Here is a 20,416-nt window from a genome sequence, read left to right as displayed (position 1 = left end):
CATGCTCAGAGACGGCACCTTCTACAAATCCCGCCCGGCCGAACCGGCCGCAGCACGACCCGCTCACCCTTGACGAAAGACATAGAGGCACCCCCTGGTGCCGGGCGTCCGCGCCGGCTCGCACACCGTGCACTCCACCGACGGCACCCCCTGCAACTGTGGGCATGCCGACCCCCGGACGCCGACGGGCCGCTTCCGCTGGTGCTCAACCTGCACGGCGGCCCGAACCTGGTCTCCGTCGACTCCTACAACCCGCAGGCACAGGCCTGGGTCGCCTCGGGCGTGGCGTACGCGTCGTTGAACTACCGAGGCTCGGTCACCTTCGGCCGCCGGTTCCGCGAAGGCTTCATCGGCTCCATCGGCGACCGGGAACTGGAGGACATCGAGTCGGCGGTTCGGCGACTGATCGCCGACGGTGTGGCCGACGCCGGACGGATCTTCGTCACCGGTGCCTCCTACGGAGGCTTCCTGTCCCTGCTGGCCGTGGGCCGGTTGTCCGAACTGTTCGCGGGGGCCATGGCGTTCGTCCCGATGGCCGACTGGGTGACCGCCTACGACGACATGAACCCGGCTCTGCGCGCGGCCTGGAAGGCCTTCTTCGGAGCGGCCCCCGACCTCGACCCGGATCGCTTCCGGCACTCCTCGCCGATCACGTACGTCGACGCGGTGCGCGCGCCCGTCTGGATCATGCAGGCCACCCACGACACGCGTACTCCGCCCAAGCAGGCGTACGCCTACGCGAAGACCCTGCAAGACACGGGCGCAGTCGTGTGCATCGACTGGTTCAGCGGCGGCCACGAGACCAGCAGTCGCGGGCAGGAGATCCACGACCAGCAGCGGATGACGGACCTCGTCCGAGCCGCCCTGCGCGGTGCGCCCTGGTCCCGGGCCCGGTCGAACCGCCGTCCGGACAGGGACTCGGATGACCCGGGGCGCGGTTCGCCCCGCAACCACGCGACCCGGCCCGGGGTGCCGGCGCCGACCCGGGTCCTGGGCCGCGCGCGATGCCGGCGCCGCACGTCCTGCTCGTGCCGGACAAGTTCAAGGGCTCGCTCGGCGCGGCGGAGGTGGTCCGGCATCTCGCGGCCGGACTGCGCCGTGCCCGCCCCGGCCTGTCGGTGAGCGGCCTGCCCGTCGCCGACGGTGGCGAGGGCACCGTGGACGCCCTGGTCCATTGCGGCTTCCGGCGCCGCGTGGTCACCGTCGGCGGCCCCACCGGCCGGGCCGTACGCGCCTGCTATGCGCAGCGTGGCAGCACGGCCGTGGTGGAACTCGCCCAGAGTTCCGGACTGGGGCTGCTGCCCGGCCACGTCCCCGCGCCGCTCACCGCGAGCAGCAGGGGCGCCGGCGAGGTTGTGCGCAAGGCGCTGGACACCGGTGCGCGCACCGTCGTGCTGGGGCTGGGCGGCAGTGCCTGCACCGACGGGGGAGCGGGACTGCTCGGCGCGCTGGGGGCCCGGTTCACCGATGCCGGCGGGCGAGTGATCCCCGACGGCGGCGCGGCCCTGCGCGACCTCGCCGACGTCGACCTGTCCGGCCTCGATCCGCGGCTGGCGGCCACCGAATTCGTCCTCGCCACCGATGTCGACGCGCCTTTGTCGGGACCCGGCGGGGCCGCGGCGATGTACGGACCGCAGAAGGGCGCCGGGCCCGAGGACGTCGGCGTCCTGGAGGCCGGACTCGGGCGCTTGCTCGAGGTCCTGACGCGGACCGTGGGTCCGGGGGTCGTACGCCTGGCGGTCCTGCCGGGCGCCGGGGCCGCCGGCGGCAGCGGCTTCGGCGCACTGGTCGGCCTGGGCGCGCGGTGCCGACCCGGCGTCGACGTCGTCCTCGACGCGGTGGGGATCGACCGGGAGTTGCGCGCGGCCACCCTGGTGGTGACCGGGGAGGGCTCCTTGGACCGGCAAACCCTCCAGGGCGAGGCCCCGTTGGGCGTTGCCCGCCGCGCCGGCCTCCACGGCGTCCCCGTGATCGCCGTATGCGGACGCCTGAGCCTGACCCGCGATCAGCTCGCCGCGGCCGGATTCCGGGCCGGCTACACCCTGGCCGGCCTCGAACCCGACCCGGAACGCTCCATCGCCGCCGCCGCCCCGCTGCCGCGGGCCATGGGGCGGCTGATCGCCCACGAGCATCTCCCCGACCCCGCGTCGCCCACGGCACGCGCGAGGTAGCCGCCGTAGCGCGGACCGGGATCCGTGGACGGCTCGGAGAACGGCCACGGATCCCGGTCGCGTTCGTCGGCGTGTGGCGTCGGGCGCGGCGCCTGCGTCCGATGTGGAGTGCACGGAATGCACGCTGTCACGTGGTTCCTCGGTGACTACCTGCCGCATCGGTTCCAACTCCCGGAAACCGTGGGCTGATCCGCCCGCGCCACCGCGGCGTGTTGTTCGGGGTCCGGTGCTCCGATGAGCTGCCCCTGGCGCGGACGCCCCATCCGCACCCTGCGAGCCGAGCTGCGCCGACCCTGACCCCGGACCATCGCCGAATCCGCGCACACCGCCGAGGTGGTCCATCATCGTCGGCTTGCCCTCGGTGCCCTGGAGCCCGAGCGTGCCCGCGCCGGGCACGGCCAGGGAGGTGGCCGAGCCCCAGCCCTGTTCGGTTTACGGGCGTTTGGTCGGGGGTGGCACGGCCGGGGCGAAGTTGGCGAACGGCTCGGCGGCCGTGATCAGGGCTGCCAGGGCCGGGGACGTGGCGGCGTCGGGATGGGCGGCCAAGGCCTCCCGGGCGCTTGTGATCGCGGCGCGCAGGTCCTCGTGGCGCGAGGTGGGCATCGGGTTCCCTCCGGGACCGAAACGATGATCTTCCGGAGTCGTTTCCGGCCTCGAACAGCGATGATATCCGAGGCCGGACGGCGAACCTGACGGCACACCGCAGCCGTTCGGGGCAGCGAACCGGATTGCGCGATACGGGCAGCCCGATGGGTTCGCCCGGGCCGTGGAGCACACCGGCCGCACGGCTTCCGGCGACTGCGCATCCGTTATCCGTTGTCCCTCGTCCGTGGGGAGCGGCGCGAGGACACGCGCCGTCGAACGCCGCTTGCACGGCTGATACCCCACTTGTATACATGTTGCTCATGAGTGGTGTACGAGCTGCGGGCCCGCAACGCGGCTCCGCGCAGGACCTGACCTACCGCTGGCTGAAGCGGCACATCGCACAGATGCCGCGGCACGACGGCACGTTCCTGACCGAGTCGGAGGTCGCGCAGGCGGCGGGGACCTCGCGTACCCCCGTGCGGGAGGCACTGCTCCGGCTCGAGGCGGAGGGTTTCGTCCGGATCGTGCCGAAGAAGGGCGCCTACGTGCCGCCGATCTCGGACGCCGAGGTCCGCGCCGTGATGCAGGCCCGGGAGATGGTCGAGGACTGGACCATCCGGCGGGTCGCCGCTCGGGGGGCGGAGTTCGCCGTCGAGCTGGAGCGCCTGGTGGCGGAGCAGGCCGGCCTGCTCGCCGATCCGGTCGCCTTCATCGACTGCGACCGGATGTTCCATCGCACGATCGTGCGGGCGGCCGGCAACCCCGTACTGGCCGAGTTCTACGAATCGTTGCGGGACCGGCAGATCCGGATGGGGCTGCGCGCGGTGGTCCGTGCCGAGAGCCGGGCCCGGGCCGTGCTCGACGAACACGGAGCGATCGTTGCCGCGGTGCGCGACGGCGACGCGGAGCGGGCGGGGCAGGCCGTCGCGGCCCACCTGTCGAGCACGCTGGCTGCCCTGAGCGTGCCGGACATGGCGGACTGGACGGGGCTCGCCGCTCGGGAGGAGGGCTCATGAGAATCGCTCTGCTGCAGATTGCCAGTCCGCCGGAGGAGTCCCCGCAGCAGCGGCGGGAGCGGGTCGACGGGATGCTCACCCGGGCGCGGGGAGCGGACCTGGTCGTGCTGCCGGAGTTGTGGGCGGCCGGATACTTCGCCTTCGACGCCTACACCGAGCGGGCCGAGACCCTGGCCGGTCCCACCGTGACGGCGGCCCGCGGCTGGGCCCGGCGGCTCGGCGCCCACGTGCACCTCGGCAGCATCGTCGAGCGCGACGACCGGGGACGCCTGTTCAACACCGCCGTGTTGATCGACCCGGGCGGGGAGATCGCCCACACGTACCGCAAGGTGCACGTCTTCGGCTACGCCTCCCGCGAGGCCGAACTCCTCACCCCGGGCGACACGTTGGAGGTCGCCGACACCGGGCTCGGCCCGATCGGCGCGACCACCTGCTACGACCTGCGATTCCCCGAACTGTGGCGGGGGTTGATCGATCGCGGCGCGAAGTCGGTGATCGTACCGGCCGCATGGCCGGCCGCCCGACGCGAGCACTGGCGGCTGTTCACCACCTGCCGCGCCGTGGAGGAGCAGGTACTCGTGATCGCGTGCAACGCGGTCGGCACGCAGGACGGCGGCGTCGAACTCGGCGGCCACAGCCGGGTCGTCGACCCCTGGGGCAAGGTGCTCGCGGAGGCCGGCACCGCGGAGGGCGTGACCTTCTGCGACGTCGACCCCGCAGTGATCGACACGGTGCGGGCGGAGTTCCCGGTGCTCGCCGATCGCCGTTGGCCGCTGTGACGGTCGTGGGCACCGGCGCGAAGTACCGACGACCGGAGCGCGGACCGCCGAGGGGCCCGCTGATCCCGCGGGGGCCTCGATCGAGCCGGTTGCACGAGGCATGCGTGCATCCGGCTCGGCGAGGTGCGTGACCGGATCGAACCGGGTATCGGCCACCGACTCGGAAGCAACTCGGATCGGCACATCGACGACCAAGCCGGTGGTGCCGAGGTCGTGGTGGCCCCGGGTATGACCGTGGCGAACCGGACCGTTCTCGAGGAGGCGGAGTCCTGGCGCCGGAGCGTGCGGATGTTCATCCGTTCGGTGTCTCGGATCACGGTCCCGGCACGAACACATCCGGACCGGTCGGCGGTTCGATGCCCATGGAAGGAGCGGATATGGAAGCGGAGCCAGGCGCCGTGTGGCGTACGCGGATCCGCGGACGGTCGACCGATCTGCCCGCGACGCTCGACGATATTCGCGCTGCCCTGCCCGAGGCTCGGCGGGCGGGCTTCGACCGTTGCGTCGGGTCGGCGCTCCTGGTCGATGTGCCCCTGGTGGCGGCACGGTGGAGTCTGCCCCCGGAGGCGATCGCCGAGGACGACACACTGATCGCAGCCCTGCGAGCCGGCGACGACTCGGGCTTCGTCGGATTGCACGACCCCGACGAGGAGGCCCGGCGATGAGTTTCCGAGTGCGATACGCGAAGGACGCCCAGGCCGACGTCCACGATCTCGCGTCCGAACCCCGCCGGCGCTTCGACACCGAACTCGCTCGCCTCGCCGGCGATCCGTTCGGCAGGGAATCGATCGCACTCGGGGAGCGCGACTACCGTCAGGTGCGCCTGGGCGGTTGTATCGCCACCTATCACGCGGACGAGGACGCGCGAATCGTGTCCGTCGTGCGTGTCATGGGTCCGCAATGACCCGTATGCGCCCGCCCGGAGCCCGCCCGACCCGGCGTCGCCGAACGAATCGAACTTCGGCGGCGCCGAGCCCGGTCGCCGCCCGGTGCGTCGGCGCTCTCGGCGTCCTGTCCGGCAGCCACGCCGCCCGGGACGACGAGGCGGCGCCCGGCGACGAAGGGGTGTAGGTCCAGCCGTCGGGACCTGCGGCGGACCGGCACCCACCCCGCCGTCGACGCGGGTCCCCCCGAGCGGCACCCGGCACCACACCGTGCCGAAGACCGTGGAGCGACCACTTCGTCACCCGCCCGGCGGCTCGGCCCTTGCCGCTCTCGTGTGACAGAGCGTGCAGATGGGCGTGAGGGGTAGCGGTGTGGGATGAGTATCGACAAGATCAGCGCAGATACGCGCGGTCTCCGGGAGCGGGATCTCGAGGTCGGGGCGTCGGCGGAGACTATCGCTCGGCTCCACCGGGAGGACGTGCGGGATTGGTTCGTCGACTTCGCCCGCCGGTATCCGACCGGCCTCGACGCGCCCGGGGGAGGGGCGACCCGAAAGCGGTGGGAGACGCTCACCGCCACGGCCGAACGGGACCTCGCCCTGGGGCGGTTGGCGGAGGGTCATGCCGATGCTTTCGCGATCATCGCCGAGGTCGGCGACGGCGTCGCGGTCGCGGCCCCGGGGGCACGCTGGGGGGTGTGGGCGGCCGAGCCGCCCGGCAGCAAACTCACCGCCGAACGGCTCGACCGGGGCCGGTGGCGGGTGCACGGGACCCGACGCTGGTGTTCGGGCGCCCTGATGTGCACGCACGCGCTCGTGACCGCCGACGCCCCGGACGGCCCGCGCCTGTTCACCATCGACGTCGGCGCCCCCGGATATCGCGTTCTGCCCGACTCGTGGCCGGCGATCGGCATGGCCGCGAGCGAGACCCTGGACGTCGAACTGGACGCGGTCCCGGCCGAACCTGTGGGCGACGTGGGCGCCTACCTCGACCGTCCGGGCTTTCATCACGGCGGAGTCGGCGTGGCGGCGTGCTGGCTCGGCGGCGCCCGCGCGGTGAGCCGACCACTCGTCGAGGCGGCGGGCAGGGGTCGGCTCGACGAGCACGGGCTGGCCCACCTCGGCGGCGTCGACCTCGCCCTGACCGTCGGCCGGACGCTGCTGGCGCAGGCCGCCGCGGACATCGACGCCGATCCCCTGGACCGGTCGGGCGCCGCACAGGTCCGGGCGTTGCGGGTCCGCGCCGTCGTCGAGCGCACCTGTGCGGAGGTCCTGGAGCGGGTCGGGCGGGCACTGGGCGCCGGGCCGCTGGGTCACGACGCCCGACACGCTCGCGCGGTCGCCGACCTGACGGTGTACATCCGCCAACACCACGCCGAACGAGACCTGGCACGCCTGGGGGCCCTGCGGGCCGCCGCGGTGTCGACCGAGGCGGACGGCCGGCTCCCGGGGGCGACCTCGTGACCGGCGAGCGCGCGCCCGCAGATCCCATCCAGGCCCCCGGCACGCCCGAGCGGGTGTGGCGTGCCTGGCGCGCATTGACCGACCTGCCCCGCGTGGACCCCTCGGAGGTGGCCGGTCCGTTCCGCGCCGGTGGCCTCGTGGTCGTCGCCGCGCACCCCGACGACGAGATCCTGGGCGCCGGCGGCCTGATCGCCGCCCATCTCGACACGGGTTCGCGCGTACGCGTGGTGCTGCTCACCGACGGCGAGAAGTCCCACCCGGGCGGGCCGATCCCGCCGCCGCTCCTGCGCGCGCGCCGAATCCGGGAGACGGAACGAGCCCTGGGCCTGCTCGGGCCGGCGGGGACCTCGACCGCCGAGATCGTGCGCCTGCGGCTGCCGGACACCGGGGTCGCCGAGCACGAGGCGAAGGCCGCGGACACCCTCGTCGCGCTCGTGGCCGGCTTCGGAATCTGCGCCGCCCCGTGGTCGGGAGACGTCCACGGCGATCACGAGGCGGCGGGGCGGGCCGCGGCGCTCGCGTGCGCGTCCGCCGACGTGGCCCATGTCCAGTACCCGGTGTGGATGTGGCACTGGGCCCGCCCCGACGACCCGCGGGTCCCCTGGGATCGCGCGGTCCGGGTGGACCTGACCCCCGAACGGCGACGGCGCAAACGTGATGCCGTCGGGTGCTTCGAGACGCAACTGCGCCCCCACGCCCCGGGCCGTGACGATCGGGTGATCCTGCCGCCCGAGGAGATCGAGCACTTCGTCCGCCCCTACGAGGTGGTGTTCCGATGAGCGAGGCATTGCCGAGGAAGGCGTTCGACGCGATGTACGCCGCCGCCGCGGACCCGTGGAGCCTCGCGGACCGCGCCTACGACCGGCGCAAGTACGCGCTCACGGTTGCGTCGCTGCCGAGAACGCGATACCGCGACGCGTTCGAACCGGCGTGCTCGGTCGGTGTGCTCACCCGGCTGCTCGCCGACCGTTGTGATCGGCTGCTGGCCTGCGATCTCTCCGAGGTCGCCGTCACGCAGGCCCGCACGCGCACGGCCGACCTCCCGCACGTCCGGGTGGAATGCCTCGTCCTGCCCCGGGAATGGCCGGACCGCCCCGGCGGATTCGATCTGATCGTGCTGTCCGAGTTCCTGTACTACTTCGAACCTTCGGAACGGGACCTGGTCCTGGCCCGGGCCCGCGCGTCCCTGGCCCCGGGCGGAACCGTGGTCGCGGTGCACTGGCGCCCGCCCGCGCCCGGACACGTGGACTCGGCCGAGCACGTGCATGCCGCCGTGCGGGCGCTGCCCGACCTGGTACGCGTGGTCGAACATCGTGAGCCCGACTTCCTTCTCGATGTGCTGATCGACACCCGGGACCGGCCCGGTACGGTCTCCGCCGCGCACGTGTCCCCGGCCGCGGTCGAGGGACTGCGTTGAGGGTCCACGGCAGTCGCCCGCCTCGGGTGCGGCGCGTGCTCGTGGTGGTGCCCGCACGCGACGAGGAGGACGAACTCCCGGGCTGCCTGCGGGCGCTCGCTCGCGCCAACGCGCGCGCCGCCGCCTCGGGCGTACCCGTCACCACGGTGGTCACCGCGGACCGTTGCCGTGATCGTACGGCGGACGTCGCCCGCGCGTTCGGTGCGCACGTGGTGGAAACCGACGCCGGGGCGGCCGGGGTCGCGCGCGCCGCGGGATTCGCGGCGATGTTGGGCGACAGGTGCGACGTACGGGACATGTGGCTGGCGACCACCGACGCCGACAGCCGGGTGCCCGCCCGGTGGTTGACCCGACAGATCGCGTGGGCCGGCGACGGCTGGGACGCCGTCGCCGGAACCGTTCGCGTGCGCGACTGGTCCGGGCACCCACCGGGCGTGCGGGAGGCATTCGAGGCCCGGTACGACCGCCGTGCCGACAGGAAGCGGCACGTGCACGGGGCGAACCTGGGGTTCTCCGGCGCCGCGTACCTGGAAGTCGGCGGATTCGCGGCGATGGCGGTGGGCGAGGACGGCGCGCTGGTCGAAGCACTGAAGGCGGCGGGCCGTCGTGTACTGCACACCGACGCCCTGCGCGTCCTCACCTCGGCGCGCACCGACCCACGCGCGCCGCGCGGTTTCGGCCACGACCTGCTCGATCTCGACGGCGCCCGCCCGGTGCCCCGGTGACCCTTGCGACGGGCGTGCCACCGCCGTCGGCGACCATCGCCGCCCAACCCCACGCCTCGAGTGGCGCCCGTCCACACCCGAACGCGAACGGCGGACCGGATCGTCGGCCGAAACCCATCGGAGCTTCGGCGCCGGTGACTTACCCGGGAAGCGGTTCGATGTCGTCGTCCGCCACCACGCGGATGCTGTGCTGGGCCGTTCGGGTGGTTGGGGGGCGGCGGGGGCGTCCGGACCCGTCGGCGGGTGCCCGGGGCGGTCAGGATGGCGGGGCCGGTTCCCGGATTTCCCCGGCGGGAGGTCCACTCGCTGTGTCGGTCCCGCCTTCGCGGCGTGGTGCCGCGGACTGTGTCGGTCGCCGTCGTGGGAGCCGTGCGTTCGATCCCGCCTCCGCCCCCGTCCCGGTGACCGGACCGGTGCGGAAACCCGACAAAGGAGGAAGAGAACATGACCGCGAACCGTGCCCATGTGATCGTCGGAGCGGGTCTGGGCGGGGCGAAGGCCGCGCAGACTCTGCGGGAACAGGGCTTCGACGGCCCGCTGGTGCTGATCGGCGACGAGCGGGAGCGCCCGTACGAGCGCCCGCCCCTGTCCAAGGGCTACCTGCTCGGGAAGGAGGAGCGCGAGAAGGCGTACGTCCATCCGGAGCGGTGGTACGCCGACCACGGGGTGGACCTGCGTCTGGACACGACGGCGACCGCGCTCGATCCCGCCGCGCACCGGCTGACCCTCGGCGACGGCAGCCGGCTCGACTACGCCGCGCTGCTCCTGGCCACCGGTGCCTCGCCGCGCCGGCTGCGGGTTCCCGGCGCGGACCTGGACGGGGTGTCGTACCTGCGCAGGTTGTCGGACAGCGACCGGCTCAAGGCCGTGTTCCGGCCCGGGGCCGCGATCGTCGTCATCGGTGCCGGCTGGATCGGCCTGGAGGCGGCTGCGGCCGCGCGCGCCGCGGGCGCCGACGTGACGGTGCTCGAAAGCGCGGCCTTGCCGCTGCTGCGGGCACTCGGCCCGGAGGCGGCCCGGGTCTTCGCCGAGCTGCACCGCGATCACCGAGTCGACCTTCGCCTCGGCGTCGAGGTCGCCGAGATCAGCGGCGACGCCGGCGCGGTGGACGGTGTCCTGCTCACGGACGGCACCCGGATCGAGGCGGACGCGGTGGTGGTCGGGATCGGCGTCACCCCCAACACCGGCCTGGCCGAAGCAGCGGGGCTCGCGGTCGACAACGGCATCGTCACCGACGAGCACCTGCGTACGTCCGCCCCCGACGTCTACGCCGCGGGCGACGTCGCCAACGCCCGCCATCCGCTGCTGGGGCGGCACATCCGAGTCGAACACTGGGCCAACGCGCTGAACCAGCCGCAGACCGCGGCCCGGGCGATGCTCGGCCAGGACGCGGTCTACGACCGGCTGCCGTACTTCTTCACCGACCAGTACGACCTGGGCATGGAGTACACCGGCTACGTCGAACCCGACGGCTACGACCGGGTCGTCTTCCGCGGCGACCTTGCCGCCCGCGAGTTCGTCGCCTTCTGGCTGTCCGGTGGCCGGGTCCTGGCCGGCATGAACGTCAACGTCTGGGACGTGGTCGAACCCGTCCAGGCCCTCATCCGCTCCGGTGCGGCCGTCGACCCGGACCGCCTGACCGACCCCCGGGTCCCGCTGGAGTCCCTGCTCCCGAACTGACCGCCGGGCAGCCCTCGCCGACTCCGTCCCCACGGGCGGCAGCACCGCCCCGGTGGCTCGGGCACTTGCGTGGCAGAGGATCCCGTCGCCTAATCCCGCCGGGGTCGCATCGGTCGATCCGAATTCCCTTGGCACACCCTCGAACGTGGGTCCAGGCCCTCCCTCGACTCTGGTGGTGCCCGGTTGCCGCGTGACCGCATGGGGGCACGATCGTGGTCACGTTCGCGGACGACGCGAGATCGCGGGTGCGGATCGGCCGGGTGCCGAGTTCCACTTCGGCGCCGAACTCCGCTCCGGTGCACCTCCGTTCCGGATTCGATGGGCACGCCCCGCGCTCCATGAAAGGGAACGGAATGACCAGATTTCGCAGCGCGTGTTCGGCGGTCGCGGCGGCCTCCTCGGTGCTGGTGTCGACCGCAGACGCTACCGCGTCCGCCGGCACCGGCGCGGCTCGACCGCCCGCCTTGGACGGCGTGTGGCGCATCGACGGATGCGGCATGCTCGTGACGATCCAGGACGGCACACTGCGCCAGTACCAGACCACTTCGGTCGGTTGCCCGCCCGGGCCGAGCGCACGGCGTTCCGGGCGCCCTGCCGCCCGTCCTGGTGGTCAACGCCACCCACGACCCGGCTCCCCCGCTGCCGGGTGCACGCCGCATGGCCGCGCCTTCCCGAAGACGAACCTGGTCATGGTGGACACCGTGGGCCACTGGGTGTGTACCCGCGAGGAACCGAGGCAGGCGATCGACGCCTACCTCAGCGGTCGAAGGGCCTGAGTCCCGACGTCGATCCGTACGAGGGACCCGCCCGGCCGACCGGGCGGGTCCCTCGTACGGTGACGGTCGCAGTCGCAACCTGTCTCCGACCGCGAGCTCGTGGCGTCTCGAATGCCGACGACGGGGTGTTCCCGAGGCCGTTTCCGGGGGTTCCTACGGGGCTGTCTTCGATGTCACGCCTTCGACGGTTTCGGCTCGGCCGTGGTCGGCGCGGGTGTCGCGGGGGCCAACCCCCGCGGGGTGGCGTGCGGTTCCCAGGTGGCAGAGGAGCGTCACGGCGGTGACGCCCGCGGCCACCGGCCCCAGTTGGGCCGGGGTGAGGTCCAGCCACTCCTGGGCCAGCCCGCCGAGGCCGCCGCCGAGGGCGACGCCGAGATAGAGGGCGGAGGAGTTGAGGCCCAGCAGGATCGGGGCGGCGGCGGGGCCGAGGGCGATGAGTCGGTGCTGTTGTGGGACGACGACGACGCCGACGCTCGCGCCCCACAGGGCCGCCCAGAGCAGGGTGGGTGCGAGGGCGCGGGTGGCGAGCGGGGTCAACGCCAGGACGAGGGCGGCGAGAGCGAGGGCGGCGGTGAGGACACGGGCGGGGTCGTGGCGGTCGACCAGGCGTCCGGCGGTGATGTTCCCGGCGAGCGTACCGACGCCCCAGGCCAACAGAATCAGGGTCGGCAGCGATTCGTCGCCGTCGGTGGCGTCGCGCAGGGTGGGGCCGATGTAGGTGTAGAGCGTGTAAGTGGCGAGGAAGGCCAGTGTGGTGACCGCCAACAGGGCCAGGACGCGGCCCTGCGCGAGGGGGCGCACGCGGTCGGGCAGGGAGGCGGCGGGGAGCGTCACGTCGGGCAGACCGAGGGCGATGCCGACGGCGGCCAGCAGGCCGATCCCGGCGACGGCCCACAGGGTGAGGTGCCAGTCGGCGCGGCCGATCAGCGTGCCGAGCGGCAGTCCCAGCGCGGTTGCCGACGTCAGGCCGCCCAGTACGAGGGCCAGTGCCCGGCCCCGGTGTTCCGGTGGGGCGATGGCGGCCGCGGTGCTCGAGGCCGCGGCGGTGATGATGCCCGCGCCCACGGCGGTGACGACGCGGGCGGCCATCACCACCTCGTAGCTGGTCGCCAGCGCGGTGACGGCGTTGCCGACCACGAACACGCCCAGGGCGATCAGCAGCGCCGACCGCCGACTCAGGCCGCTGATGAGGGCGCCCATGACCGGTGCCGACAGGGCCAGTACCAGCGCGAACACCGTCACCAGTTGGCCGGCTGCCGGGGTGGACACGCCCAGATCGGCGGCGATGGAGGGGAGCAGGCCGGCGATGACGTAACCGTCGGTGCCGACGGCGAACGTCGCCAGGGCAAGGGGAAACAGTCGTCTCAGCATGGATCGTGCCGCCTTTCCGGAGCATCACGGAGGTGGGTGATCGGCACTGTATGCAATACATGGATGCTTGTCCATATATCAATGAGTGGGTAGGCTGAGAGCTCGCCACGGACGGAGTGAAGCGATGCGTGAGGTGTCCCAACCTGCGACCGGCGCGATCCGGATGGTGGAGGTGCTGCGAGCGCTGGCCGATCCGGTGCGGCTGGAGATCGTGCAACGGCTCGCCGTGACCGGCGAGGAGAGCTGCAATGCCATCGGCAGCGACCTGGATGTGCACCAGACGACGCTGTCCCACCACTACCGGGTGCTGCGCGAGGCGGGCGTCACCTGGACAACCGTCGTGGGCCGATCCCGGCTGGTGCGACTGCGCCGCGACGACCTCGACGCACTGTTCCCCGGCCTGCTCGACGCGGTTCTCGAAGGATCCTGCCGCACGCAGCCGGCCGGGGAGGGCTGACCGGCGCGATCGTGCCTACCCGGTCGTCGAGCCCGCAGGCGGGTCCGTGTCGGTGAGGACGTCGAAGGACGGGCCGCTGGAAGCCTCGGTGCGGCCGGGGCTGCGGCGGGTGGCGAGCCGGAGCGCGACCCGACCGTCCTGACAGTGCGTGCGGTTGTAGGCCACGGTGATCCCGGTGCCGGTCTGCGGCACCTCCTCCTCGTTGACGAAGTACGGCGGGGTGGCCTTGGGCGCGGTGGCGGCGGTCCTTGTGGCCGGGGCGTCCATCCGGGGCAGCGGGGCAGCGGGGCGGCCGGCGGCGATTGGCCGACGCCGAACGGCAGGGTGCGCATCAGTCGCGATCCCGCCGGGTGATGCGCCGCATGGCCGGCATTCCGCCGAACCTCGGCGAACTCCGCCCCTCCACGGGCGAACCCCCCGACGCGATTCCGGCACCGATGTCATCCGCCCGGACCAACCCGACCGCGGCGCGGGGTTGGGTGTGGCACCCCGCGCCGGGATTGGGGTGGGAGGTCATCCGTCGAGGAAGCGGAGCAGTTCCGTGGTGACGAACTGTGGGTTCTCCTCGACGAGCCAGTGGCCCGCGTTCGGTACGTCCACCGCTTGCACGATGTTGGTGATGCGTGGGGCCGCGGTGGCTCGGATCGGGTCGAGTTGACCCTGGGCGGTCATCAGCAGGGTCGGAATGTGTACCGGTGCCGCGGCCGTGGTGTCGCGGACGTCCTTGTCGAGGGCGCGGTAGAGCTCGAAGCCGCCGGACAGGGCCTCGGGCCGGCGGTAGGTCCGCGCGTACTCGTCGATTTCGGCGTCGGTGAACGGGGAGCGATCCGAGGTGCCGCCGAACGCCGTTCCGCCGAAGGAGACTTGGGGGTAGAACAGCGCGAGGTATGCGCGGACGTCGTCGCCGACCACGGTTTCGGGGACCCGGCGTTGGGAGTGGAAGGCGATGTGCCAGCTCAGTGAGCGGTATGTGGGCGCGTCGACCGCGGGGCCGGGGAGCGGTAGGTCGAGGTATCCGAGGCGTGCGGTGTCGGCGGGGAATTGGGCGGCGTACTGGAATGCCACCGCGGCGCCGAAGTCGTGTCCGACGACCCGGGCGTCGCGTACGCCGAGCCGATCGGTGACAAGGGTGTGGACGTAGCGCGCCAGGGTGGCTTTGTCGTAGCCGGTCGGGGAGCCGGTGCTGTCGCCCAGTCCCGGAAGGTCGACCGCGTAGACGGTGTGGTGCTCGGCGAGCGCCGGCATGACCGGCCACCAACCGAACCAGGTCTGTGGCCAGCCGTGTATCAGTACCACCGGCGGGCCACTTCCGCCGGTCACGTAGTGCATCCGGACGTTGTCGACGTCGGCGAACTTGTGTTGGAACCTGCTCGTGAACTTCGGGTCGTTTCGGGTGGCGGCGGCGTAGGACGGGATGTCGTCGTCGGTCTGTGCGCTGCAGGCGGCGGCACCGATCGTCAGGAGGAAGGCGAGGATGACGGTCGCCATCGTCCGCGCCGATCGGAGGGCGTGCTGCGCTGGTGATCGTGGTGCGGGAATCATCTGTTCCTGTCCTGGAGGGGGCGGTGCAGTCGGCGTCCGGTCGCGTTGATCGATCCGTGGCGGATGTCCGGCCGGCCGGTGTGGGAGCCGGTCGGTTCGGGAACATCGCCTGGCAGTCGGTGACTTCGCCCCGATGAATGCCGAGCGCTCGACGAACGCCCGCGTCGCCGGGGGCGGATCGATACCCGCGGAGGACTTCCCGCGGGGTCGATCATCGGGGTCGGGATGCCGGTGCGGTTCACTGAGGTTCCTTGCGTCGGGACACGCTCAGTCTTGTCAGGACCATCGGATACGGCACGAGAACTTGCGGTTCTGGCAAGGTGATCTCGTGGGAAGCCAACCGGAGGACGCGCTCGACGCCGCCCTGAGTACAGGGATTTCAGCCAAGGGCTCGGGAGGGGTGAGTCCGCGGCCTTCGACCACCGGCCGGAGGGCGACCTCCAGGGTGGCCTGCCGCCTGGCCAAGTACGCGGGGACTCGGTGAGAGTGTCGGCCCCGTTCCCGTCCGGGGAGTCACGGCCACCAGGGCCGCTCGACTCCTAGAAACCGCCGTTGCCGGGGGTGCTCTCCCGCCCAAATATCACGGGGGCGATGTGCGCACGCTCCTGCTGGGGCCGCGCGTTGATGCCGTGCACGGCCGGATTGAGGTCCGGAAGCGGTTGCCCCGGAGTCCACGGTCGGCCGAAGCCCAGGGACGCCGCGATTCTGGTCTTGCGGAGCTCGGCCTCCTCCGGTTTCAATGCCAGACCGGTCGCGGGGTCCGTGTGGGCGTAGAGAGTATCGAGACTGCGCCGCAGATTAGCTGCCTGGCGGTCGATGTCGCCCCAGTTGTCGGCGTTCATCGCCACTCCTTGAGCCCATATCTCCTGAGCCACCCGAGGGGCCTGGGTGCCGTGGAACGCAACCATCGTCGAGCCCATTGCCCAGCGTTCCCCGTAGTTCCTTCCCGCATGGCTGCCCAAGCTGCCGATGATTTCGGGATCTCGCGTGAGACCCTTGAACAACCCGGCGAGAGCGCCCTTCTCGTTCTTGTCGTGAAGAAACGCCGCCTCGCGCGCGCCGGTATGTTGGCCCTCGTGGTAGACCACCATGGCGCCCCCGAACTCCCCGCCGCCGAGCACCACCCCTTTGGTGTGGGTCGTTTGCAACTGGTTCAGCAGCGTGTTCCGCTGCCCCGGCCCAAAGTATTTGGCGTTGAACTGCACGCCGCCATGGTCATCGGCGAAGGCATAGCCGTCGTTGGGGCCCATGTGCATCACGCCCATGCGCCGGAAGCCGTACTTCGGCAAGACCATTCGGGAGTGCAACATGACGATTGCGGCCTCCTTGGCGGTCAACAGGTCCATTTGCTTGAAGTTGGCCGTCGGCTTGCCGAGCGGCGTCCCCAACTCGCCCATGGATCTGGTGACGTCGAAGGACAGCCACTTGGTGTCGTAGGCATGCAGAACCTTCTGGAAGTGCACGCTCTCCGGAGTGATCCCGTCGGACCCGTGGTTGTAAGGGATGGGAGCGGCTCGGTCGCTGTACGAAACCGGTGGGCCGACAGGCGCACTCGACGCCTTCGTCGCTGCCGTGTCCCGGGTGATCCACGGGTTCCGGACGTTCGGCTGTGGAGCGGGAGACTGCGACTGCGGTTGCGACGTGCGCTCCGGCGACGGGCGGAATCTGCGTCGCAATCGCTTGCCCAAACCAGGCTCTTCCGTCATTTCTCCCCCCGGAGAGTAGCCTGCCTTCAATTATGAGTCGGACGATCATAGAAGATGATGATCTTTTGGCGTTTCGTGTGACCGCGGGCGAGCCGGCTTTCGATGGGTCGGCACTGGGTGCTACCGGGCAGGAGCGTCGCCGGCCGGCCGTGAGAAGCGGCGCCGGCAGTCGAGTGCACACCCCAGTCTCAGGAAGACACCGGACGAAGTGTTGCCGACGGGTCGCTGCGGCCGGCGGCGAAGTCGGCTGTACCGTCCACGTCGGCGACCTGATCGTCTCGCGCGACGCCAAGTCGCACTACCCCGCTCAGGTGCCCGACGCCGGTGGCGGGGTTGTGCCGCAGCCGATCGTGATCATTTTGCCCGGGTCTCGGGCGATGGGTCGGCCGGGTCGGGTGGACGGGAGCGCAAAAGGTGGATCCACTCGGTGATCCGACCGGGACTCCCCGTGATCGACGAGCCGCATGGCACGCTGCCCGCGCCGACCGGGGTCGGTGGTCGCACATGTGTGGTCAGAAGGGCGGGACGCCGGTGCCGGTGATGTGGGCGTGGTGGTCCAGGACGCGGTCGACGGTGAAACTCGCCGCGCGTTGGTCCACACGCAGGAGGCGGATGCGGGCCGAGGTGATCCGGTCGAGGTCGACGGAGGGGTCGTCGGTCCACACCCGTCCGTGCCAGGCACCGTCCGCGCCCAGGCGCAGGTGGGCCTCGACCGGGATGCTCGCGCCGTCGGCGGCGACGATGGCGGGCCCGTCGTAGTGGTCCTGGGCTCGTGAACTCCCGGTCACGATGCCCCGTGTCCGATGATCTGCGAGACGTGGTCCCCGCCGGCGGCGACGACGAAGGGGTGGCCGAGGGTGGTGGGTTCGGTGTCCAGGTGCAGGACGCCGTGGGTACCGGCGTCCATGATCGGGCCGTCGTCGATGATCGCGCTCCAGGTGCGGGGGAGGGTATCGCCGTCGACCGGCCAGTCGAACAGGTCGAGCGTCACCTCGGCGTCCCCGCGACCGGGGATCGTGACGTATCCGTGGGCCTGGTGGATCTCCATCCTTCGAGTCTGCGTCGGCCCGCCGAATACCGCCGGCGAACCGGGCGGGCTTCAGGGAAGGCCATTTACAACCATACGGTTGTCCCGTGATGTCGCGGGCTGGACGTGGCGGCGTGTCGTCGGAATTCGCGTGTGCAGATCGTCCATCTTGATCTGCGCTGCTTTCGCCCGAGTTGGGACGGTCGGCGCGTGACGAGCGTCCCCGCGCCGCGAGGTTCTCGAAGAAGATGCGGCAGAGGATGTCGAGAAAGGGCCGGCGGCCCCGTCTCAGGGTGGAGGGCCAATCCGGCCCCCACCACGCCAAGGAGACTCGGCATGACGATCAAGCGGATGGACAACGTTCTCATCGTTGTCGAGGACCTCGACGCTGTCATTGCGTTCTTCGTCGAACTCGGCATGGAACTGGAGGGCAGGGCGCCACACGAGGGAAGTTGGGTGGACCGCATCATCGGGCTCGAGGGCGCCCGACAGGAGATCGCGATGTTGCGGACACCGGACGGCCATGGCCGCGTGGAGTTGGCGATGTTCCACACGCCGAAGGCGATCGGCGCCGAGCCGAAGCAGCCGCCGGTGAACACGCTGGGCATTCGTCGCATCATGTTCGCCGTCGACGACATCGAGGACGTCGTCGCCCGACTGCGCACTCACGGTGCCGAACTCGTCGGCGAGGTGTCGCGGTTCGAGGACAGCTATCTGCTCTGCTACGTCCGCGGTCCCGAGGGCATCATCGTCGGACTGGCCGAGGAACTCGGCTGAAGGGTGCCGGAGGGACCTTGCGCCCAAAAGACCGTCCCGGCACCCGCGCCGCGTCGGGCCCTGCGGGTGCGACTCGGCACTGGGAATGATCCCGGGGTGGTGTCGGTTGTGGTGGAGGTCGGTGAGGGTGTGCCCCCGGGCCCAACCATTGCCTCCGTGGACTACCGTTCGGCTGGAGCCACGGTGTGCCTTCCGCCGTGAGGCGGCCACCCTCACCGACCTTCGACGTTTCGTGGCGCCGTTCCCGCATCGGGAGGGGCGCCCTTCTTCGTTTTCGGGTACCGCTGCGGACGCGGCGAGGTCGAGGACGACGCTGTCGCCGCGGGGGCTTGCGCAGCCCCCGCGCGGCGACGGTCGGGTCGGTCGTGGTGGGTGCTTGTCACAGGCTGCGCGCGGTGATGTTGCCGTAGGCGGTGGTGGCGTGGATGTCGAGGCCGGCGGTGGCGCCGTCGGGGTTCTTGAGGGTGTTGTGGATGCGACCGTGAGTGGTGCCGGCGTCCAGGGTGGCGGAGACTCCGCGGGCGGCGCCGACGGAGACCTCGCCGTACTCGGTGCGCAGCGCGAGTGCGCCGTGGACGGCCTCGGTGATGTGGATGTCGCCCTTGCGGGTGTCGATCTCGGCGGGGCCGCCGAGACGGCCGACCGAGACGTCGCCGGCCTGGAGGGTGAGGCGGGCGGTCGCGGTTTCGTCGAGTTTGACGGTGCCCTGAGCGCCCTCGAAGGTGACGTCCCCGAGGCGACCGACGCCGCGGAGGTCGGCGGCGGCGGCCTTCGCGTCGATGCGGGAGCCGGTGGGCAGCCGGACGGTGACCTCGACGGAGCCGGAGGCGCCGAGGATCCGGTTCGTCGCCGATGCGGCCTCGATCCGCAGGACGCCGCCGTCGTGTTCGACGGTGGTCTGCTCGACCGCCTTCAGGTCGCGGGCCTTCGAGGCGTCCGCGGGCAGGATCTCGACCGTGGTGTCGGTCCGGTCGGCGGCGATGAAGCGGATGCGTCCCGCGGGGATGTCCAGGACGGCGGTGACGGGGGTGGGGGTGTCGAACTTCTGCATCGTGCTCTCCTTCCGGTGCAGCGTGGCCCCTTGCGGCCCGCTGTTTCCGATGAGGGAAAAGCTACGTTGCGTTCATTGGATCGGCAATCCGGTCGTTGCATAAAATCGACATATATGCAGGTCAAGGCGGGCTAATTGTTGCAATGGTTGTGTGGATAATGCAACGATCTCTGCTTTGCTCGTTGCAATAAATTGAGAGTGAACGCTAGCGTGAGGCCCCACCGAGCATGAAGGAGACCGCGATGCCGGGAGGCAGGCTCACCCAGCAGGAACGTCGGCAGATCGCGCTGGGACTGGCCGACGGCCTCGCCTATGCCGAGATCGCCAGGGGGCTGGACCGTCCGACCTCGACGATCACCCGCGAGGTGATGCGCAACGGCGGCCCCACCGCCTATCGCGCCGACGTGGCCCACCGCGCCACCGAACGGCGCGCCCGCCGGCGCGGGCAGGCCGCTCATCCGGGGTCGGAGGCGCCCCCGCAGGCGCACGGGCGCGATGCCGAGGCCGTGCGCGAGTACGAGGAGGTGTTCACCACCGTGCTCGTGCAGTCTGGCCTGGCCAGGATGATGTCCCGGGTCCTGGTGTGTCTCTACACCACCGACGCGGGCAGCCTCACCGCGTCCGACCTCGTCCGGCGCCTCCAGGTCAGTCCGGCGTCCGTGTCCAAGGCGATCGCGTTCCTGGAGAGCCAGGGCCTCGTCCGCCGCGAGCGCGACGAACGCCGGCGCGAGCGCTACTTCGTCGACGACGACGTCTGGTACCAGTCGATGATGGCCAGTGCCCGCTCCACCGCCCACCTCGGCGACGTCGCACGCCAGGGTGTCGACGTTCTCGGTGCCGGAACCCCCGCCGCCACGCGCCTCGAAAACATCGGCCGCTTCGTCGACTTCGTCTCCGAGAGCATCGCCCGCGCCGCGGAGCAGGCCCGCGAGGTCCTCCACACGAAACCCGAATCGGCCCCGGACGGCACTGCCTGAGCCACGTTCCGA

At 71.5% G+C, this 20,416-nt stretch carries 22 protein-coding genes; 14 read left to right on the top strand and 8 right to left on the bottom strand.

Features of this window, described 5'->3' with window-relative positions:
* Positions 1-201 precede the first annotated feature (201 nt).
* Positions 202-1,122, top strand: coding sequence for an alpha/beta hydrolase family protein (locus ACZ4FV_RS19815; RefSeq protein ID WP_465322989.1), 921 nt, complete (start codon positions 202-204; stop codon positions 1,120-1,122).
* Entirely contained in the window at positions 1,005-2,171 is a 1,167-nt protein-coding gene (locus ACZ4FV_RS19810; RefSeq protein ID WP_465322988.1) for a glycerate kinase, read from the top strand. The genes ACZ4FV_RS19815 and ACZ4FV_RS19810 overlap by 118 nt, the downstream gene beginning before the upstream one ends.
* 432 nt (positions 2,172-2,603) lie before the next feature.
* Here ACZ4FV_RS19810 and ACZ4FV_RS19805 read toward each other — a convergent pair whose 3' ends face one another.
* On the bottom strand, positions 2,604-2,774 hold the full coding sequence (locus tag ACZ4FV_RS19805; RefSeq protein ID WP_395872540.1) for a hypothetical protein: 171 nt from the start codon (positions 2,772-2,774) through the stop codon (positions 2,604-2,606).
* 302 nt (positions 2,775-3,076) lie between these two features.
* On the opposite strand from ACZ4FV_RS19805, the gene ACZ4FV_RS19800 reads away from it, so the two are divergent.
* The 9 genes from ACZ4FV_RS19800 to ACZ4FV_RS19760 all read left to right on the top strand — a co-directional run bounded on the left by ACZ4FV_RS19800 (position 3,077) and on the right by ACZ4FV_RS19760 (position 10,720).
* The gene (locus ACZ4FV_RS19800) at positions 3,077-3,772 is read left to right on the top strand and encodes a GntR family transcriptional regulator (RefSeq protein WP_465322987.1); all 696 of its coding nucleotides are present in this window, start codon (positions 3,077-3,079) and stop codon (positions 3,770-3,772) included.
* The gene (locus tag ACZ4FV_RS19795) at positions 3,769-4,551 is read left to right on the top strand and encodes a carbon-nitrogen family hydrolase (RefSeq protein WP_465322986.1); all 783 of its coding nucleotides are present in this window, start codon (positions 3,769-3,771) and stop codon (positions 4,549-4,551) included. The genes ACZ4FV_RS19800 and ACZ4FV_RS19795 overlap by 4 nt, the downstream gene beginning before the upstream one ends.
* A 377-nt stretch (positions 4,552-4,928) precedes the next feature.
* The gene (locus ACZ4FV_RS19790) at positions 4,929-5,216 is read left to right on the top strand and encodes a hypothetical protein (RefSeq protein WP_395872532.1); all 288 of its coding nucleotides are present in this window, start codon (positions 4,929-4,931) and stop codon (positions 5,214-5,216) included.
* Positions 5,213-5,455 carry a type II toxin-antitoxin system RelE/ParE family toxin gene (locus tag ACZ4FV_RS19785; RefSeq protein WP_395872530.1) on the top strand — a complete coding sequence of 81 codons (243 nt, stop codon included), beginning with the start codon at positions 5,213-5,215 and terminating at the stop codon, positions 5,453-5,455. The genes ACZ4FV_RS19790 and ACZ4FV_RS19785 overlap by 4 nt, the downstream gene beginning before the upstream one ends.
* A 357-nt stretch (positions 5,456-5,812) precedes the next feature.
* Entirely contained in the window at positions 5,813-6,898 is a 1,086-nt protein-coding gene (locus ACZ4FV_RS19780) for an acyl-CoA dehydrogenase (protein WP_465322985.1), read from the top strand.
* Positions 6,895-7,677 (top strand): PIG-L deacetylase family protein, encoded by a 783-nt coding sequence (locus ACZ4FV_RS19775; RefSeq protein WP_402241041.1) that lies wholly within the window; start codon positions 6,895-6,897, stop codon positions 7,675-7,677. The genes ACZ4FV_RS19780 and ACZ4FV_RS19775 overlap by 4 nt, the downstream gene beginning before the upstream one ends.
* Positions 7,674-8,315: a class I SAM-dependent methyltransferase gene (locus tag ACZ4FV_RS19770; RefSeq protein ID WP_395872524.1), complete on the top strand. Its 642-nt coding sequence runs from the start codon at positions 7,674-7,676 to the stop codon at positions 8,313-8,315. Before ACZ4FV_RS19775 ends, ACZ4FV_RS19770 begins: the two co-directional genes overlap by 4 nt.
* 35 nt (positions 8,316-8,350) lie before the next feature.
* Positions 8,351-9,040: a glycosyltransferase family 2 protein gene (locus tag ACZ4FV_RS19765; protein WP_395872522.1), complete on the top strand. Its 690-nt coding sequence runs from the start codon at positions 8,351-8,353 to the stop codon at positions 9,038-9,040.
* A 444-nt stretch (positions 9,041-9,484) separates the two neighbouring features.
* Positions 9,485-10,720: an NAD(P)/FAD-dependent oxidoreductase gene (locus ACZ4FV_RS19760; RefSeq protein WP_402241038.1), complete on the top strand. Its 1,236-nt coding sequence runs from the start codon at positions 9,485-9,487 to the stop codon at positions 10,718-10,720.
* 929 nt (positions 10,721-11,649) lie between these two features.
* Here the strand turns inward: ACZ4FV_RS19760 and ACZ4FV_RS19755 are convergent.
* Complete coding sequence (locus ACZ4FV_RS19755) at positions 11,650-12,867, bottom strand: MFS transporter (RefSeq protein WP_402241036.1); 1,218 nt, start codon at positions 12,865-12,867, stop codon at positions 11,650-11,652.
* A 124-nt stretch (positions 12,868-12,991) separates the two neighbouring features.
* Here ACZ4FV_RS19755 and ACZ4FV_RS19750 point away from each other — a divergent pair, with 124 nt between their 5' ends.
* Positions 12,992-13,324, top strand: coding sequence for an ArsR/SmtB family transcription factor (locus ACZ4FV_RS19750; protein ID WP_402241034.1), 333 nt, complete (start codon positions 12,992-12,994; stop codon positions 13,322-13,324).
* Positions 13,325-13,339: 15 nt separating this feature from the next.
* On the opposite strand, the gene ACZ4FV_RS19745 is transcribed toward ACZ4FV_RS19750, so the two are convergent.
* From ACZ4FV_RS19745 to ACZ4FV_RS19725, 5 genes are all read right to left on the bottom strand, one after another.
* Positions 13,340-13,591: a hypothetical protein gene (locus ACZ4FV_RS19745; RefSeq protein WP_402241031.1), complete on the bottom strand. Its 252-nt coding sequence runs from the start codon at positions 13,589-13,591 to the stop codon at positions 13,340-13,342.
* 246 nt (positions 13,592-13,837) lie between these two features.
* Positions 13,838-14,812, bottom strand: a complete 975-nt coding sequence (locus ACZ4FV_RS19740; RefSeq protein ID WP_465322984.1) for an alpha/beta fold hydrolase — start codon at positions 14,810-14,812, stop codon at positions 13,838-13,840.
* A 593-nt stretch (positions 14,813-15,405) separates the two neighbouring features.
* Positions 15,406-16,329 carry a hypothetical protein gene (locus ACZ4FV_RS19735; RefSeq protein ID WP_402241026.1) on the bottom strand — a complete coding sequence of 308 codons (924 nt, stop codon included), beginning with the start codon at positions 16,327-16,329 and terminating at the stop codon, positions 15,406-15,408.
* 755 nt (positions 16,330-17,084) lie between these two features.
* The gene (locus ACZ4FV_RS19730) at positions 17,085-17,360 is read right to left on the bottom strand and encodes a DUF4873 domain-containing protein (RefSeq protein ID WP_395872508.1); all 276 of its coding nucleotides are present in this window, start codon (positions 17,358-17,360) and stop codon (positions 17,085-17,087) included.
* Entirely contained in the window at positions 17,357-17,620 is a 264-nt protein-coding gene (locus tag ACZ4FV_RS19725) for a hypothetical protein (RefSeq protein WP_395872506.1), read from the bottom strand. Before ACZ4FV_RS19725 ends, ACZ4FV_RS19730 begins: the two co-directional genes overlap by 4 nt.
* A 315-nt stretch (positions 17,621-17,935) precedes the next feature.
* On the opposite strand from ACZ4FV_RS19725, the gene ACZ4FV_RS19720 reads away from it, so the two are divergent.
* Entirely contained in the window at positions 17,936-18,376 is a 441-nt protein-coding gene (locus tag ACZ4FV_RS19720) for a VOC family protein (RefSeq protein WP_395872504.1), read from the top strand.
* Between the two features lie 379 nt (positions 18,377-18,755).
* Here the strand turns inward: ACZ4FV_RS19720 and ACZ4FV_RS19715 are convergent, their stop codons facing one another.
* Positions 18,756-19,427 (bottom strand): DUF4097 family beta strand repeat-containing protein, encoded by a 672-nt coding sequence (locus ACZ4FV_RS19715; RefSeq protein WP_465322983.1) that lies wholly within the window; start codon positions 19,425-19,427, stop codon positions 18,756-18,758.
* Between the two features lie 242 nt (positions 19,428-19,669).
* Here ACZ4FV_RS19715 and ACZ4FV_RS19710 point away from each other — a divergent pair, with 242 nt between their 5' ends.
* Positions 19,670-20,404, top strand: a complete 735-nt coding sequence (locus ACZ4FV_RS19710; RefSeq protein ID WP_395872501.1) for a GbsR/MarR family transcriptional regulator — start codon at positions 19,670-19,672, stop codon at positions 20,402-20,404.
* Positions 20,405-20,416: the final 12 nt, after the last annotated feature.

This window comes from Embleya sp. NPDC025285 (assembly GCF_055558835.1).
The sequence above is the reverse complement of the archived record's forward strand: the minus strand, read 5'-3'. Positions and strand labels throughout refer to the sequence as shown.